At 31.9% G+C, this 17,421-nt stretch carries 13 protein-coding genes and 1 riboswitch; of the genes, 4 read left to right on the top strand and 9 right to left on the bottom strand.

All coding sequences use genetic code 11. The features are described from left to right. Positions 1-64 precede the first annotated feature (64 nt). The 8 genes from Q0617_RS14960 to Q0617_RS14925 form a co-directional block, all read right to left on the bottom strand. Positions 65-2,569, bottom strand: a complete 2,505-nt coding sequence (locus tag Q0617_RS14960; RefSeq protein ID WP_298754522.1) for an FtsX-like permease family protein — start codon at positions 2,567-2,569, stop codon at positions 65-67. Then, positions 2,569-3,225, bottom strand: a complete 657-nt coding sequence (locus tag Q0617_RS14955; RefSeq protein WP_298754520.1) for an ABC transporter ATP-binding protein — start codon at positions 3,223-3,225, stop codon at positions 2,569-2,571. Before Q0617_RS14955 ends, Q0617_RS14960 begins: the two co-directional genes overlap by 1 nt. Next, positions 3,225-3,833: an arylesterase gene (locus tag Q0617_RS14950; RefSeq protein ID WP_298754517.1), complete on the bottom strand. Its 609-nt coding sequence runs from the start codon at positions 3,831-3,833 to the stop codon at positions 3,225-3,227. Before Q0617_RS14950 ends, Q0617_RS14955 begins: the two co-directional genes overlap by 1 nt. A gap of 106 nt (positions 3,834-3,939) precedes the next feature. Continuing rightward, on the bottom strand, positions 3,940-4,248 hold the full coding sequence (locus Q0617_RS14945; RefSeq protein WP_298754515.1) for a DUF2149 domain-containing protein: 309 nt from the start codon (positions 4,246-4,248) through the stop codon (positions 3,940-3,942). Then, complete coding sequence (locus Q0617_RS14940) at positions 4,238-4,687, bottom strand: MotA/TolQ/ExbB proton channel family protein (RefSeq protein ID WP_298754513.1); 450 nt, start codon at positions 4,685-4,687, stop codon at positions 4,238-4,240. Before Q0617_RS14940 ends, Q0617_RS14945 begins: the two co-directional genes overlap by 11 nt. Continuing rightward, complete coding sequence (locus Q0617_RS14935) at positions 4,687-9,057, bottom strand: cobaltochelatase subunit CobN (RefSeq protein ID WP_298754511.1); 4,371 nt, start codon at positions 9,055-9,057, stop codon at positions 4,687-4,689. Before Q0617_RS14935 ends, Q0617_RS14940 begins: the two co-directional genes overlap by 1 nt. Positions 9,058-9,151: 94 nt before the next feature. Continuing rightward, positions 9,152-9,353, bottom strand: a riboswitch (cobalamin riboswitch). 14 nt (positions 9,354-9,367) lie between these two features. Beyond that, positions 9,368-10,135, bottom strand: coding sequence for a TSUP family transporter (locus Q0617_RS14930; protein WP_298754509.1), 768 nt, complete (start codon positions 10,133-10,135; stop codon positions 9,368-9,370). 58 nt (positions 10,136-10,193) lie between these two features. Further along, a complete protein-coding gene (locus Q0617_RS14925; RefSeq protein ID WP_298754506.1) occupies positions 10,194-11,114 on the bottom strand; it encodes a manganese-dependent inorganic pyrophosphatase in 921 nt (306 codons plus the stop codon). A 107-nt stretch (positions 11,115-11,221) separates the two neighbouring features. On the opposite strand from Q0617_RS14925, the gene Q0617_RS14920 reads away from it, so the two are divergent. Continuing rightward, a complete protein-coding gene (locus tag Q0617_RS14920) occupies positions 11,222-11,734 on the top strand; it encodes a ferritin (RefSeq protein ID WP_298754504.1) in 513 nt (170 codons plus the stop codon). A 3-nt stretch (positions 11,735-11,737) separates the two neighbouring features. Here Q0617_RS14920 and Q0617_RS14915 read toward each other — a convergent pair whose 3' ends face one another. Next, positions 11,738-12,931 carry an MFS transporter gene (locus Q0617_RS14915; RefSeq protein WP_298754502.1) on the bottom strand — a complete coding sequence of 398 codons (1,194 nt, stop codon included), beginning with the start codon at positions 12,929-12,931 and terminating at the stop codon, positions 11,738-11,740. A gap of 600 nt (positions 12,932-13,531) precedes the next feature. On the opposite strand from Q0617_RS14915, the gene Q0617_RS14910 reads away from it, so the two are divergent. From Q0617_RS14910 to Q0617_RS14900, 3 genes are read left to right on the top strand one after another with little or no spacing between them, the layout of a single operon-like run. Further along, complete coding sequence (locus Q0617_RS14910) at positions 13,532-14,776, top strand: diaminobutyrate--2-oxoglutarate transaminase (protein WP_298754500.1); 1,245 nt, start codon at positions 13,532-13,534, stop codon at positions 14,774-14,776. A 10-nt stretch (positions 14,777-14,786) separates the two neighbouring features. Beyond that, complete coding sequence (locus Q0617_RS14905; protein ID WP_298754497.1) at positions 14,787-16,181, top strand: NAD-dependent succinate-semialdehyde dehydrogenase; 1,395 nt, start codon at positions 14,787-14,789, stop codon at positions 16,179-16,181. Positions 16,182-16,204: 23 nt separating this feature from the next. Further along, positions 16,205-17,389 carry a M24 family metallopeptidase gene (locus tag Q0617_RS14900; protein ID WP_298754496.1) on the top strand — a complete coding sequence of 395 codons (1,185 nt, stop codon included), beginning with the start codon at positions 16,205-16,207 and terminating at the stop codon, positions 17,387-17,389. Positions 17,390-17,421: the final 32 nt, after the last annotated feature.

The following is a 17,421-nucleotide window of genomic DNA, read 5'->3' as shown; positions in this document are numbered from 1 at the left end:
TACTTTTTACAACTAAAAAGTGAGAAAGCGGAAAGCTTTGCTTTTCAAGAGAACTATTAAATTCCTACTCCCCAAAAAGGACATTTTCTTTTTGATTAATTATCCTTGAAGTAAAAAACCCAACAATTCCGAGGGTTAAAACTGGTATAAAGAAAAAATATAGCAATAGAACATCAGGTCTAAAATCCCAATAGGACTCAAAAAGAATCTTGCTTATAAAATAAGAGCCAATACTACCTAGGATGATACCTAAAGAACTGGCTAATAAAGAGATTAGACCAAACTCAAGTAAAAAAGAGTTTCGGATGGTTTTGTTATTGACCCCAATCATTTTTAGTCTTAGTATATTATTTTTTTGTAGGTTCATTTGATATTGAATAATAATAAAACTCATCAAAAGCCCAATGATGATGGAATAAAGACTCATTTTATCGGTTATATTGGTTACATTTTTTACTAAGTTGGCAAATGATTCAAATATATTTTTAACATCAATTACAGTCAATGAAGGAAACTCTTCAGATAAGCTTATGAGCATTTGTTGAGCATCATAATTCCCGGAAGAGATAGTAGCCAACATTGTTTTTGGAGCATCGTTTATAGCACCCTCTTGTAAAATAAAGAAAAAGTTTGGTACAAATTCAGTCCATTTTACACTTCTTATATTGACCACTTTACCCTCTAATTCTAAACCTAAAACATCAAAAACAAGTCGGTCTCCTAAGTTTATCCCTCTTCTACTAGCATATCTTTTTTCAACACTCACCTCAATGGGTTTAGAAAAATCCTCTGAGTCATAGACACCTAAAAATTCTCTCCCTTCAATTAGCTCTTCACTCTTTTTTAGATTGTTTCGATAAGAGAGATTAACAGCTCTATTTTTAAGTTCATTTTTCTCCTCTTTGAGTTTTTTATCACCATAATTTAAAGAGTGTTCACTAAAGTCAATATCATTGACTTTGATGATACGTCCTCGAATCATAGGAGATACATTTTCTAAGCGTGCTCCCATATTATTTACTTGTGTTTCAATATCTTTTATTTGCTCCTCTTTGGCATCTATGACAAAAAAACGTGGTTTTTCTTCTACACTTAAAGTTAAAGCAGATGAGAGCGATGAACCCACCTGAGGAATCAAACTAAAAAAAGTAGTACATAATAAAATGGCAGAAAAGAGTGTCAATGATGTTTTCTTTTGCCGAGTGATATTTTTAAATGCCAAAGATAAGGATAGGTTTTCTAAATGTCCAGAAAAATCAACCCATTTTAACACTTGTGCACCAACTGCAAACAACAAAATGATAATAAGTAACACAGAACCTGCAAAGTACAAACCAACATTTTTAGCAGAAGTAACAAAATCAGACAAAAGTAACAACAAACTAAGAAAAGGAATAAAAGCCAAAACTACCTTAGTAAAGTCTCTCTTACTTTGTTGAATTAGTGGTAAAATCAAAGGTAAACCAATAGTGATGCTTAGTACAAAAAGTGCCAATGCTGATTTTAAAAAGAAAGTATAATTCAATGAAAAATCAAAATCAAAGTCCACAAGTTTGGCAATCATTGGGCCAATAAACTGTGCTGTTATGGTTATAAATGAAAAGACAAAAATAGTTGAAATAGCAATGAGTACAAACAGATGTAAAAAGTATATCAAACTCAAATTTATTTTACTCAAACCAAGGTCACTTAAAACAGTAATATCCTTTTGATGTTTTCTAAGATATCCAGAATACAGATAAATAAGTCCCACCAAACCTAAAAAGAAAGATACCAAAGAGACCAAAGATAAGAAGTTGGTCACAAAGTTTAAGACACGAAGCAATCTGTCTTTTCCATCGTTGGGGGAGAGCACCCTCAAGTTTTGGTCAATAACCTCTTCTAAGTTATTTTCAATCTTTTCAAGTTTTTCATTGCTGAGATTTTCTTTAAAAAGGTAGTTTAACTTATATCTGGCCGTTGATCCAAACTGTAAAAGCTCTGTTTTTTTTAAACCCTCTTCACTGATGTAGATTTTTGGCATAAAACCACTAAAACTGACACTTTTTAAGCTGTCTGTTTCTATGACTTTTTTTATGACAAAATTGGCTTGACCTATTGTTAAAGCTTCACCTTTTTTTAAACTCAGCAAATCCAACACTTCTTGGTAGACCCACACTTCATTTGGTTTTGGTAGGTCTTGTCCATTGGGATAGCTTGCTTTATCTTTAAATACCAAGCCGCCATAATAAGGGTAACCCTCATTTACTTTTACCACTTCCATGAGTCTTGCTCTTTTTTGGGAAGCAATCATACTCACTGTTGAAACCCCTTGGCTAAAACCTTTTATTGTAGGAAGTCTCTTTTTTATCTGCTCTTCTTGGGAAGAACTTATAGGAAACCTTGAAGAAACTACAAGGTCAGCTCCTAGTAGATTTTTTGCTTGAGTCTCTAAGGAGCTATCAATACTTCCTTTAAAAAATTGTAAATAGGAGAGTGCCGCAATAGCCAAACTAAAATTTAAGATAAATACAAAGCTAAAGGACTTTGAACGAGCCAGTGCTTTGTAAACAAGTTCAAGCACCAACATTAGGTCAATTTCCCATGTATAAGCTCATAAGTTTTTTCACAACGAGCAGCAACATCTTTTGAGTGTGTCACAAGGATTAAGGTGGTATTGTTTTTTTTGATAAGTTCAAAAAGTATATCCATAACGGCATTGCCCGTCTCATCATCTAAGTTTCCACTTGGTTCATCTGCTAATATGATCTTTGGATTATGTATGAGCGCCCTTGCGATTGCCACCCGCTGTTTTTCTCCACCACTAAGTTGTGAAGGTAAGTGGTCAAGACGGTGAGAAAGCCCAACACTTTCTAAAAGTTCTATGGCCTTTTCTTTGGGTTTGGAAATACCACAAACTTTGGCAGGAAGCATCACATTTTCAAGTGCATTTAAATAAGAAACCAAATGGAAGTTTTGAAATATAAAGCCTATGTTGGTTGCTCTAAAATCATTTAATTCACTCTCTTGTAAATCCTTATAGGAAACAGAATTTAAAACAATATCACCTGAGTCAGGCTTAATTATTCCAGATATTAGTGAAAGCAGTGTCGATTTACCACTTCCTGATTTCCCCATGATAGCAACTCTTTGTCCAATATCAACATGAAAATCCAAATGTTCAAATATCTCAATATTTTCCAATCCTTGCTGATATGACTTTTTGAGTGATTTTAATTTTAACATTACAATTCATCCTTTAAAAACGTAAACACTTCTTTTGCAATATATTCATGCCCTTTTTCATTGGGGTGAATACCATCTCTTTGATTAAGCTCTTGTTCTCCTGCCACACCTTGCAGTAAAAAAGGCATACTCTTTAACTCATATTTGTCTTTTATATCTTCATACATTTTTTTAAAACGCTCAGAGTATTGAGCTCCATAATTGGGTGGTATGAGCATACCAGCAAGTAAAACTTTGGCATTGGCTTTTTTGGCATGAGTGATAATCTCTTCAAGGTTTTTTTGAGTTTGTTGCAGGTCTAAACCTCTTAATCCATCATTTGCACCTAGTGCAATAAAAACCAAGTCGGGCTTTTTCTTTAGATACCATTGAAGTCTTGCCAAACCATCGCTAGTAGTTGAACCACTAACTCCACCATTAATTACAAGGATATTTTTATTTAGTTTACTTTCAATCAATTTTTCTACCAAGTTGGGATAGGCATCTTCTTTACTTACTCCCAATCCTTCAGTTAATGAATCTCCTAAAAAAAGAATGCTTTTAACATTGGAGTTTGCATGGGCAATATAAAGTAAAGATATAAAAAGTAGTATTACTATTTTTTTCATGGAAAACCTTATTTAAATCAAAATATTTATTTATAAAATAAGTATATTGATAAAAAGTTAACAAAAGTTTAAGAAGTGTTAATAGTTTTATATACTCTCTAAACTCTTATTTAGAAATCAAAATTAATTTTCCAGTTTTAGGGTCTTTATAAACTTGCCCCAAAGACTCATAGCCTTTTGTACCACTCATTGAGTCTTTTATATTTTTAGGAACATCCACCAACTCTTTACCTTGGGTGATAACTTTTGTCTGTTTTTCTACACTAAAATGCTCTTGTAAGTTTGGACTTAAGGCAACCAAAGCTGCAATCAAACCACATGCAAATACCAAAATTATATCAACCAAATTGGCCAAAGGTCCTAAGGGTTCATCCTCTTCTTTTGCAAAATGTTCACTTGAAAATCTATTTTTCATCTTTTGCTTCCATTATATTCAAGGCTTTGTCATACCATCTTCTTCTAAGCCGTGCAATCACAAAGCCCGTCATCCCAGCTAATAGTCCCAAGACAGTTGTGTCAAAAGCAACACTCATAGCTGTACTTAGGATTTGTACATCACCATCACCAAGTGCAGCAAGCCCTGGACCTAAAGGTATTAGTGTTCCCATAAGTCCTAACATCGGAGCCAAGCGTGTAATAAAATCTGCCCGTTCAATTCTTCTTTTTGCAAGATTGATAACCACTTGAGTATCATTTGTATTTATCAACCTTTTTATTTCAAAAACTCTTTCTCCAATAGTAATACCTATTTCATATATTGAAAAAAGTATAAAAAAGAGTAAGGCCCAAGAAACAGGTTCTAAAAGTAGTGATGATATTTGGTGCATCAAACCAACTGATATTGATGAAAACATTATTGTCCTTTGTGTTTATTGAAAAATAGAGATTTGCTAAAACCTAAAAATAAAACAAATAGTGCCAAAGCTAAAAGATACTTCATGTATGTCTCTTTACTTTGCATCTCATTTTTATTTTTTTCTGTAGACTCATATCTCTTTGTTTGTTCACTGTTTTGTTGTTCGAGTTTTACTTCTTGAATAGAGGTAATACTCTCTTTTGAAGTTATCTTTTCCATCCTACTCTGAGCTAAAATATCTTCAAGTTTTTTACTCATCTCTTGGCTTATTTTAGATTTTACAAAATCATAAATAGGATGATTAGCATGGGTATGTCCACTTCCTGGAATACCATACTTGATTATATTCTCAGCAAACATATTAGATAACTGTTTTTGTGTTTTTTCATCGGCTTTCCAAAAATCCTTTTGTATAGCCACAAGCATCACAGCTAACATATTAGTTTGAACGTGAACTTGATGACTTGAAGATAAAAACTCATCTAATTGTATATCTAACTTATCATCCACGTAAACTGCTTTAACCTCTTCCCAAACCCAATCCTTAATAATCTCAGGACTAGTGATTTGCCAACCCCATAAATACTCAATAAACTCACTTCCCATAGTTCTTGCGCCACTATAACCCTCTTTCATAAGAGGCTCTATCCATTGCGGATTAAGAAATCTTCCTCTTAATTCTTGTAACAAAGCCGTATTTAAAGCAGTAATTTTAAGCTTATTTGGATTTGAGTGATCAATTACAAAACTATTGGGCTGGTGACCTGTTTGTTGCTCAATGGCTAAATTTAAACCACCCAAATAATCAAAAGTGTCGTTATTGTCAATCAATCCATACAAGTTGCTAGCTCTTCCTAAATATGTATTTTCTACTTTTGATAACTGTCTTTTAAAGCTCTCTTTTGATAATTCTCCAAAGCTATCGTTGGAATAAGAGTATGCCATTCGTTTTATAAATACATCTGATAGTTCACTTCTATTATTCCAAGCACTTGAACGCTCTGCCAATCTATTTATTCCTGAACCATAAGACCCCGGTGCTGTTGCAAATACTCTTTTACTCGATATTTTTCCCAATCTTTCAATAGAGATATTGGGATTTTGTTTTAGAAGTTCTCGTGCTTCTTCAACCCAGTTAAGAGCCACACTATTTTTTTCAATAGCTTCATCTCCTTTTACTTTTAAATCACCTAAAGGTTCTAAAGCAAAATCTAATGCCAGTGTTAAAGCAGGATACTTTGAAACAACTTGCTCATAACTTGCACTCAAAGCTAAAAGAACAGCTTTATCAAGTAAAGCTAACTTAGAGGCATATAAATCTCTAAAAAGTCCCGAACCTGTAAATATAACATCATGCCTTCTAGCTCTTTTTTCATCTAAAGGCAATAATTCTAAACCTTTTAAAATACCTCGACTGTTCCATACGGGCTTTAATCCTAATAAATCTAATCCAAAAGCAATCATCGCACCTTCATCTCTTACTGTATCCGATGACCAAAGAATAATAGCTTCTTTTTTTTTTATGTCATAGTTTTTTTTATCTCGTACTTTTTGGGCAAGTTTAACACCCATATCGTATCCCACCGAACTTGGAATTAAACTTCCATCTAAGGCATAAAAATTTCGTCCTGTAGGTAAAGCATCTTTTGTACGTATTGGATCATTTCCTTTTCCAGGAAGTACAAATCCACCTTTAAGTGCGTTTATTAAGGAGTTCATTTCATTGGCTGGCGATTGTATCAATGCACTTTTCACATCAGAATTTTCCTGTAGATTTTCAGCCATGGATTTAAGCATTGTGTTGACTGCTTCATCATTCCAATCTTTTCCAAAAGTATGCAAGCCCAAAGGCATAAACTCTTCTTGTAAGTGGGTGAGATAATGCCCCAATTCATGCAATAAAAAAGCATCATCTACTTCATCAAATCCAATACCTCTAACTGCAAGTTCTTCATCCATACTCTTTATTAATTCATCTTTCAGATTCATTGCATCAATGGATTCTCTTATCTTTTTAATAGCATTTTTTCTAACTGTCTCTTCATTGGCAGATTCTGCACTTTCAATCAATTGTCTAAGCTTCAATAAGTCATCATAAAGTTTTGTAATAGCCAAAGGAGGAGTTAAATGGTCTATAATAACAGCTTGTCCTCTTCTTTTTGCTTGAATTCCTTCCCCTACTCCATCTACAATATAGGGATAAATACTAGGCAAGTTTCCAATCATCAAATAGGGATAATCAAGGGAAGTTAGCCCCACACTTTTTCTAGGTAGAAATTCATATGTAGAGTGTCTTCCCACATGAATAATAGCATCTGCTTTAAACCTATCTTTTATATGGTGATAAAAAGCCAAATATTGATGAGTGGGAGGAAAAGAGAGGTTGGCATGAAGTAATTCTTCATTCAATTCCCACCCTCTAGGAGGTTGAGGAGCCAAAAGAATATTACCAAACTCCACACTAGGAAACAATAATTGTTCCTCATATGTCATCACCTTTCCAGGGGCTTTCCCCCAACCTTTTATTCCCTCTATTTGAAGTTTTATAATGGCCGTTTTTAAATCATCCATCTTTTTAAAAGAGTATTTTCTCTCATTTTGTGAAGCATTGAAAACATTTTCATATTCTTGTTTTAACTGCTCAAGTAAATTGATTGATCGTTGTCTGTTTTTACTTCGTACACCATCTAATGCGTGGTGTAAATTATCCATCGTATTATTCATATAATTTCTTATAGAATCATAGGCTTTGACTTTATGAGAAGAGGCGATATCTTCTACATCATTGCTTAAAAAGTTTTTTATCTCAACATGAAGTGCGGCTAAGGGACCTTGTTCCATCTCTTCTTGTATATATAAAGGCAAGGTTTGAAACCATCTTTTATACTCTTTAGTAGATAGTTTATTTACCTTAGAACTCATTACTGATAAAGCCTTTTTATCGTTGGGTAAATTGATAGCTTTTTCTTGAAGTATATCCAGTAAGGCAAGTTCATCTTTAGGTAATTGACCTACAGAATAGCCCTCCTTTTCTAGATTTTTTAAAATAGTAAAAAGTGATTTGGGCACATTTAAATTATCTGCTCCTATATTATGTCTCCCGGGAGGATGATTATAATAAATAATTGCAATTTTTTTATCTTTATTAACTTTTCTCTTTAAATCTATCCATTTATTAGCTTTTGAAATAAGATTTTTTATTTCATTATTTAATATCTTTACTGAATAGAGTAAAACACCTGTCTTTTTATCAAGAGCAAAGGTATCATTTAAAGAGAGTAAATGTACTTGACCTATACCTTGTAACTCTGGCATTGCAAGTCTATAATGAATAGAGTTTTTTGGTAAACCTTCACTAGAAAGTGAATAACTTAGGAAATCAAAGTTTAAAACTCTTAAACCCTTTATAATTGGTACATTTAGTCTTTTTAAAACAGAAGAGACTTCCTGAGTGAAACTTCCTCCACCAATGACAAAGTCATGCATTGATACAACAGAATATAGTTGTTTTTTAGGAAGTTTGTTTATAAGTTTCTCTAGGTTATTTATGGCATCAAAACTTGATTTTCCCCACCTAGTTAAGATAGATACAACTTGAAAAGAGGAGTTTTTTACTAAAGATTCATGGATTTTCCACTCATTTGAACTATCAGCTCTGTCATTATCTAAAACAAAAAGAATATCTTTAGAGTTATCAATACTTTTAAGTAGGCTATTTATATCAAAAAATGTCTTCTCTTCTTTGGCATCTAAAAAGTATCGAATAGATTGTAGTTCTACTACTTTTTCCCAAGTACTGCTTTGTAAAGATGGGTTCAATAAAAATGAAAATAAATTTGAGATATTTTGACTTCCTCTATTATCCCAATATGCTCTAGCTTGTAGATAAAAAGCATATAAAGGAAACTCTTTTTGTTTTTTCTTTAAAGAGTCCATATAAGAGAGACCCTCATCATTTTTTTTCAATAAACGACTTGGGATATTTTTATAACTATTTTGTTGTAAATCATTATTTAAAAGTAAAAGTTTTCTATCACCTTGAAGAGAGATTCTCAACTGTGAAGAGGGTAGTTTTTGCACAAGTAATCTCTCAACAATATCACCAAAAATACCACACATTAAAAAGACATCAGCATTTTGTATATGGCTAGTCAACTCTTTATCATCCATCATTGCAACTTGACTTACTGTTTTTATAGTAATAGTATCTTGGGATTTTTTCAAATAAGCATTAGCACCTGAGTTTAACATCATGGCTGACCTATCAGAAACAATTGAAAAAACAGATTTTGGTTCTTCTTGAGCATAAATATTGCTGTATGAAAATAAAGAAAAAAAGAGTACTAAAAAGTACCGTAATAAAAACATGAGACTTCCTATTAATAAAATTAATACAAGAATCATTAAGGGTATTAGAAAATCTAATAAAATTTATTGCTAAATTTCAGGTCACCCCGCCTGATTTGCATTTTATTAATTAAGTCGGTCTCCGGACTAAACATACTTTTTCAAGTAAAACTTACCTTCCCATCATAAAGATAGTGGATTTAAGTATTGTATTATATTTTACTATTATACATGTATTACCGTTGCGGGGGCAGCATAGGATTTTCACCTATTTCCCATGAATTGATTATCAATTCACTTAATTAACATTGAAAAAGGATTCTATCTTTTTTTAACTTACAACTATTTTTATAATATTAGCACCAAGCATAAAAATAAGTACAAAGATAAGAACTTTTTTTATAAACTCTTCTCCACCTCTTATTGCATAATGGCTTCCAACATAAGAGCCTGCAATATTTGCTAAGCCTAAAACAATAGCAACTCCCCATAAAACTTTTCCTGCAAATATAAAAGCAATTGCAGAACCTACATTTGTAGCAAAGTTTAGTGGCTTGGTTGAAGCAGTTGAAACTAAGTAGTCTAAATGTAAAAACTTTTTCATAGAAATAGTCATATAAGTTCCAGTACCAGGTCCTAAAAGTCCATCATAAAATCCAATTGGTGCAGTTGCTAAAATAATATTTTTACTATTTACTTCTGTTTTTTCTTCTACAATTTTTTTACTCTTTTTAAATAAAAAGACTAAAGCCACAGGAATAGCTAAGATAATAGCCCATTTTATTACATCATCAGAAACATACATAACCAAAATACTTCCAATATAAGAAGCTAGCAAGCAAGGTATAATTGCAATACTTACAACTTTCCATGATATTTTTTTACTTATTGCATATTTAATTGTTGCCATTAAAACACCAACTAAACTTGCTATTTTATTTGAGGCTAAAACATGAAGGGGAGACATACCGCTTAAAAGTAATACAGGAACCTGCACCATCCCACCACCACCAGCGATTGAATCAATGTATCCAGCTAAAAAACCAGCAATAACAAACCCCACTACCCAGTAAAGTGTAATATCAGCGAAAAGTTCCATATGGAATCCTAATATAAGTATAGTCTAGAAAAAAGATAGCGTGATGCTATCTTTTATGTTAAGCGAATGCAGGTTCTAAGAAAGGAATAATCTGTTTTTTTCTTGATAAACAGCCATCAAGCCATACTTTTGAATTTTCAAGTTTTACATCAAAAGCTTTTTCAAAAATTGAAGCATCTTCTGAAGAAACTAAAACTTCAGAACCCTCTTTCATAATATCTGTTAAAAGTAAACATGCTGTATGTAAACCTTCTTCTGTTCTGAGTTTGTCTAAGTCTGCTTGTAGTTCATCTTTTACACTATCAAAAATAGCTAAATCAATAACTTCAAGTTGTCCAATACCAACTTTTTTTCCATGCATATCAAAAGGTTTATAATCTCTTAATATTAAATCTCTAACAGGTACACCTTCAACTGCTGATTTTACTTTAAACATCTCCATACCTAAAGCTCCAAAATCTTCAACTTCTGCGATTTTAGCTAATTCTTTAACTGCTTTGATATCTGTTTCTGTACATGTTGGTGATTTGAAAATAACAGTATCTGATAAAATTGCACATAGCATAATTCCTGCTATGTTTTTTGGAATCTCAACACCATGAAAATCATACATCTCTTTTACAATTGTATTAGTACATCCAACAGGTCTTATCCAACACTCTAAGGGAGTAGAAGTAGTAATATCACCTAATTTATGATGGTCAACAATACCAACAACAGTTGCTTTATCTAAATCAGCTGGTGCTTGTCCTCTATCTGAATAATCTGTAATAAATAATTCACATCCTGCAAATTCTGTTTTAAGCTCTGGTGCATCAAATCCAAATCTATCTAGGATAAATTGTGTTTCAGGAGAAACAGGGCCTTGACGTGCAGGAATTGCAGGTTTTCCTATTTTATTTAATAAGTATGCTAATGAAAGTGCTGAACAAATAGAATCTGAATCAGGAGTTGTGTGTCCACATGTATAAATTGCCATAAAAAATTTCCTATATTAAGTTTTTGTGATTTTATCTAAAGTTATGTTATTTTACTTTTAAAGAATATTTCTTTCTAATTAGATACAATAAAAATTAAGGAGTTATCATGTTAAAAGAAGAAATCGCAAATGCATTAATAATGCAACTAAACAAAGAATTCCAGTCGTCATATATTTATTTAGGTATGTCAGCATATGCTTCAAAAATAGGATTAAATGGTTCGTCAAGTTGGTTTTTGGTTCAATACCAAGAAGAAGTTGCCCATGCAATGAAACTATTTAAATATCTTGAAAATCAAGAGGTAGCTATAAGCTTACCTGAAATTAAAAAGGCAAATGTAGAGTTCAAGTCTATATTAGATACTTTTAAAAAAGCTTTAGCTCATGAAGAATCTATGACAAACAACCTAAATGAACTAAGTGATTTAGCTATGAAAAACAAAGACCATGCAACATATAATATGCTTCAATGGTATGTAACTGAACAAGTTGAAGAAGAGGCTACACTAAATACAATCATAGACAAAATGAAACTTGTAGGTAATGATGGATATGGACTTTATGCCATTGACCAAGAGTTAGGTTCAAGAGTTTTTGTTGACCCAACTTCACAAGCTTAAGAGTTAGATATTTTCTAACTCTGCTTTTTTATATTTGATTGTAGTTTCAAAACCTTGTTTAGGGTCAAGAGGAACTAAAAATGACAATACTAGGGATAAAAATCCTATTGAAGCACCAATTATAAAAACAAGTGATGGTGAGGTTAACCATACAATTCCTAATAAAAATGGTAAAAATACAGCTGCTATATGATTTATAGTAAAGCTAACAGCACTTGCACTTGCTATATCTTTAGGGTCTGCAATTTTTTGAAAATATGTTTTAAGAGCAATTGCCATTGAAAATAGTAAATGGTCAAGTACATATAAGAAGAAAGCAAAATAAATATTTTCAACAAAAGCATAAGAAACGAATACTATTATAAGTCCAATATACTCAATTCTTAATGTTATTGCTTCGCCAACTTTAACAATAAACTTTCCAATTTTAGGTGCAAAATAAATATTTAATATTGAATTCACAAAAAGTAAAATCACCATATTATGAATATCTACACCAAATTTTTCCACAAGTAAAAATCCAGCAAAAACAATAAATATCTGTCGTCTTGCCCCTGCAAAAAAAGTCAAAACATAAAAAAGCCAATACTCTTTTTTTATTACTAATTTTTTTTCTTGAACAACATCATCTCTAAAGTGTTCAAATCCTATCCATGCTATTATTCCTACAAATAAGGTAGTAAGACCGAAAAAAGCATATACATATTTATACTCTACGCTGTAAAATTTCATCATTATAAAAATAAGTACAAATACTATAAGTGAAGTAAATGATTTAGCTGCCGTTATTTTTCCCAATACTATAGGAGCCTTCTCTTTTGGAACCCATTGTAAAGCTAAAGATTGATTTAATGTTTCTAAATAGTGAAACCCTATAGACATAAGAACAGTTGTAATATATAAGCCTAAAGCACTTGGATATAATCCTGTTAAAAATACGCCTAAACCTAAAGCTATCATTGAAACATATGCAAGTCTTTGTTGAGCTATAAATATGATGGCAATTACAACAGTAAAAGCTAAAAATCCAGGTATCTCTCTTAGACTTTGTAAAATACCTATTTGACTACCATCAAAAGATACTACTTCTACTACATAATTATTTAGTAGACTCATCCATGCAGAAAAAGAAAATACCATAGATATTGACATAATATAAAGTAAGGCTACTCTTGATTTAAAAAGATTTTTTATCATTATTTTTCCATATTAAAATGTATTGAAATAATAGCTTTTAAATATAAAATAAGACTTATTTTATATTTTACACTAAAATATACTCCACTAAATAAAAAAATTTACTATAAATTATCTCCTTTATCATATAATTATTAAAAATACATAAAATAATTTTATTTACTTATTTGTTAAATATGTTAATAATAAAAAGTAAGTAAGATAATTACATATGTTGTCATTTATACTGTATATATAATATACAAATCTAAAATTGACATAGAATTTATTTTTGGTTAGACTACATTTATAACCTAATCTATATGAGGAGTTACTATATGATTTTTTATAATAATCGATTATTAGAACTAATAAAAGTAATAAATTCTTTTATTTTCTCAAATATTATTTATGTTATTCCACACCCTATAAAACAAATTCAAAACCTACTTATACAAGATAGAAATTTTATACAAGCTGCCAGGTAGACCCCACACAATTATCCTTGATTATTTTAATTGTCAAATTAAGTAATAAATAATTTATTTCATATATTAAACTTAATTTAGAGGGTCTTTTTAACAAATCAAAAAATTTAATACTATTATTTAAGGAAAAAACATGCAAAACGAAATGAATACATTCGAAAAATATGAATCAGAAATTAGAGCTTATTGTAGAGCTGTACCAACAGTTTTTAAATCTGCTAAAAATGCAGTAATGATAGATGAGAACAATGATGATTATATAGATTTTTTTGCAGGTGCTGGAGTTTTAAACTTTGGTCACAACAATCAAAAAATGCAAGATGCAATTATAGAGTTTATAAAAAATGATGGCGTAATCCAATCTCTTGATATGTTTACAGATGTAAAAAGAGACTTTATTCAAAGTTTTGTAAAAACAATTTTAGAGCCAAGAGGAATGGGTAATTACAAACTTCAATTTACAGGACCAACAGGAACAAATGCAGTTGAAGCAGCATTAAAACTAGCTAGAAAAGTTACAGGAAGAACAGAAGTAGTAGCTTTTCATAGAGGTTTTCATGGTATGACTTTAGGTGCATTGGCTTGTACAGCTAATAATGCTTTTAGAAGTAGTTCAGGTGTTCCTTTAAACAATGTAATTAGAGGAACATTTAATGATATGCATGCTCTTGAACTTATTAGACAACAAATTGAGCATACAGGATCAGGACTTACAGCTCCTGCAGCATTTATTGTAGAAACACTACAAGCTGAAGGGGGAGTTCATGAAGCAAGTAAAGAGTGGATTCATGCCGTTCAAAAACTAGCTCATGATACTGGAGCACTTTTTATTATCGATGATATTCAAGGTGCAAGTGGTAGAACAGGTAGTTATTTTAGTTTTGATGATATGGATATTGACCCAGATATTATTATTCTTGCAAAAGGTCTTGGAGGAATCGGAACTCCAATTGGTATGTGTGTAAATAAGCCAGAATATGACAAAGCTTGGAGCCCAGGTCAACATACAGGTACATTTAGAGGTCAAGGATTATCTTATGTAGCAGGTAAAGTTGGAATTGATTTTTTTAAAGATGAAACTTTTAACAATGAAACAATAAGAAAAGGTAAAATAATAAGAGCTACCTTAGATGAACTAAACAGTAAATATTCTCAAGTTGCTAGTGTAAGACAAAAAGGGATGATGTTAGCAATACAATTTGATACTCCAGTAACATCAAAAGCTATTACAACAAAATGTTTTGAAAATAAACTAATCATTGGTGCTTGTAGTACTGGGGAAATTATTAAATTTATTCCTCCATTAACTATTGAGGATGAAACATTAAAAGAAGGGCTAAATAGATTTGTAAAATCTGTTGAAGCTATTTTAGGTTAAGGAGAACATTATGGGATATAGTTCAACACACTTTAAATCAATTAATCCATATACTGAAGAGACAGTATATGAGATTCCGATGAATACACCACAAGAAGTAAGAGAGATGATTGAAAAGTCACAAGAGACATATGTAAACTCTTGGAGAGATACATCTTTTGAACAAAGAGCAGAGCTTTTAAAAGCTGTTGCAAAAGAGATGAAAGACAATCTTGATGAATATGCTCTACCTATGACAGAAGAGATGGGTAAACCCATCAATGAAGCCAGAGGTGAAGTAACAAAAGCAGCTTGGGCAGCAGAACACTATGCCCAAAATGCGCAAGAATATTTAAAAACAGAGTTTATTGATTCTGATGCAACGGAGAGTTTTGTTCAATATTTACCTTTAGGAGTTACTTTAGGAGTTTTACCTTGGAATGCACCTTTTTGGTTGGCTTTTAGATACTTAGCACCTGCACTTATGTCAGGAAACACTTGTATTATGAAACATGATTCTCATACCCCTTTATGTGCAGTAAAGATTGTGCAAGCTTTCCAAAAAGCAGGTATGCCTGAAAATTTAGTTCAAAATGTTGTGATAAATCACTCACAAATTGAAGCAATCATTAGACATCCTCTTGTTACAGGAGTTTCCCTTACAGGTTCATCAAAAGCAGGTGCTGCAATTGGTGGTATAGCAGGAAGTGAAATCAAGCCAGTAGTTCTTGAACTTGGCGGAAGTGATGCAGCTATTGTATTAGCTGATACAAAAGATTTAGAACATGCAGCAGATGTAATTGTATTATCAAGATATATCAATGCTGGGCAATCTTGTATTGCAGCAAAAAGAATCATTGTAGAAGAACCTATTTATGAAAAGTTTATCTCTTTATTAAAAGAAAGATTTGAAAAACTAACTCTAGGTGACCCAAAAGATGAATCAACAAAAATCGGTCCAATAGCTAGAAAAGAATTAGTAGATGAGATGCATGAGCAAGTTGATAGATCAGTTAGTGCAGGTGCAAAAGTCATTTTAGGTGGAAAAAGACATGAAGGTAAGGGTTTCTTTTTCCCAGTAACACTTTTAGCAGATGTAGAACCTGGGATGGTTGTATCTTGTCAAGAAACATTTGGACCAATTGCAGCTGTAATTAAAGCAAAAGATGCAGAGCATGCCTTAAAAATTGCAAATGATACAGAGTATGGGTTAGGTGGTTCTGTTTGGACAGGAGATGTTCAAAAAGGTAAAGAAATAGCAAGTAAAATTGTTACAGGACAAGTCTCTATAAATGGAATTGTAAAATCAGATCCAAGACTTCCAAGTGGAGGAGTTAAAAAATCAGGTTTAGGAAGAGAATTAGGACCCCATGGTATTAAAATGTTTGTGAATACTCAACAAGTTTGGGTAGGTCCTGTTAAATAAATAGTCATTTTCAAGGAAATTAAATGAGAGCTAAATTGCCATTTACTAAAAAAGAGTATGTTCAAAGGGTTAGAAAAGTTAAGTCATTGATGCAACAAAGAAGAATCGATGTATTAATTGCAACTGACCCTGGAAATATGAATTGGCTTACAGGATATGATGGTTGGTCTTTTTATGTTCATCAAGGGGTTATTATCTCCCTTGATGAAGAAGAACCTATTTGGTTTGGAAGACTTATGGATAGAAATGCTGCATTAATTAAATGTTATATGAAAGAGGATAATCTTTATGGTTATCCAGAAAAATATGTACAAAATTTAGATGAACACCCTATGACATGGATTGGTGAAAATATTCTTAATAAAAGAGGTTGGAGTAAAAGTGTTATAGCAACAGAAAGAGATAGTTATTATTATACTGCTGAAGCTCATTTTAGATTAAATGCAACACTTCCAAATGCAAACTTTATTAATGCAAATAATTTAGTAAACTGGGCTAGAGGTGTAAAGTCTGAAAAAGAGATTGAGTTTATGAAAATCGCTGGAAAAATTACTCAAAAAATACACCAAAGAGTTTTAGATGTAGTTAAAGTTGGTATTCCTAAAAGTCATGTGGTTTCACAAATCTATGAAACTGCAATTGCAGGTGTTGATGGACATGGTGGTGATTATCCATCAATTGTTCCCCTACTTCCATCAGGAGCTGATGCCTCTGCTTCACATATTACTTGGGATGAGCGTCCTTTTAGAAAAAATGAAGCTACATATTTTGAGATATCAGGTTGTTATAAAAGATATCATTGTCCTATGTCAAGAACTATTTTTATGGGAAAACCCAACCAAAAATTTCTAGATGGCGAAAAAGCTTTAGTAGAAGCTATTGAGGCAGGCTTAGAGCAAGCAAAACCAGGAAATAGAACTTGTGATATAGCAAATGCAGTTGATTTAGTAATGAGAAAATATAATATTGATAGAAATGGTACAAGATGTGGTTATCCAGTAGGAGTTAGTTATCCACCTGATTGGGGTGAGAGAACTTGTAGTTTAAGGTCTTCAGATCACACTGTTTTAGAACCAGGTATGACTTTTCACTTTATGCCTGGTATTTGGCAAGCTGACTGGGGAATGGAGATAACAGAAAGTATCTATATAACAGATACAGGAGTTGAAACTTTTTGTGATTTCCCAAGAGAATTATTTATTAAATAGAGTATAAGGAGGATTAAAATAAGAAATCTTTT

Origin of the sequence: uncultured Arcobacter sp. (assembly GCF_937982575.1) — a bacterium.
Classification (GTDB): domain Bacteria; phylum Campylobacterota; class Campylobacteria; order Campylobacterales; family Arcobacteraceae; genus Arcobacter.
Note: the sequence above shows the minus strand (reverse complement) of the source record. Positions and strands in the feature narration are given on the sequence as shown.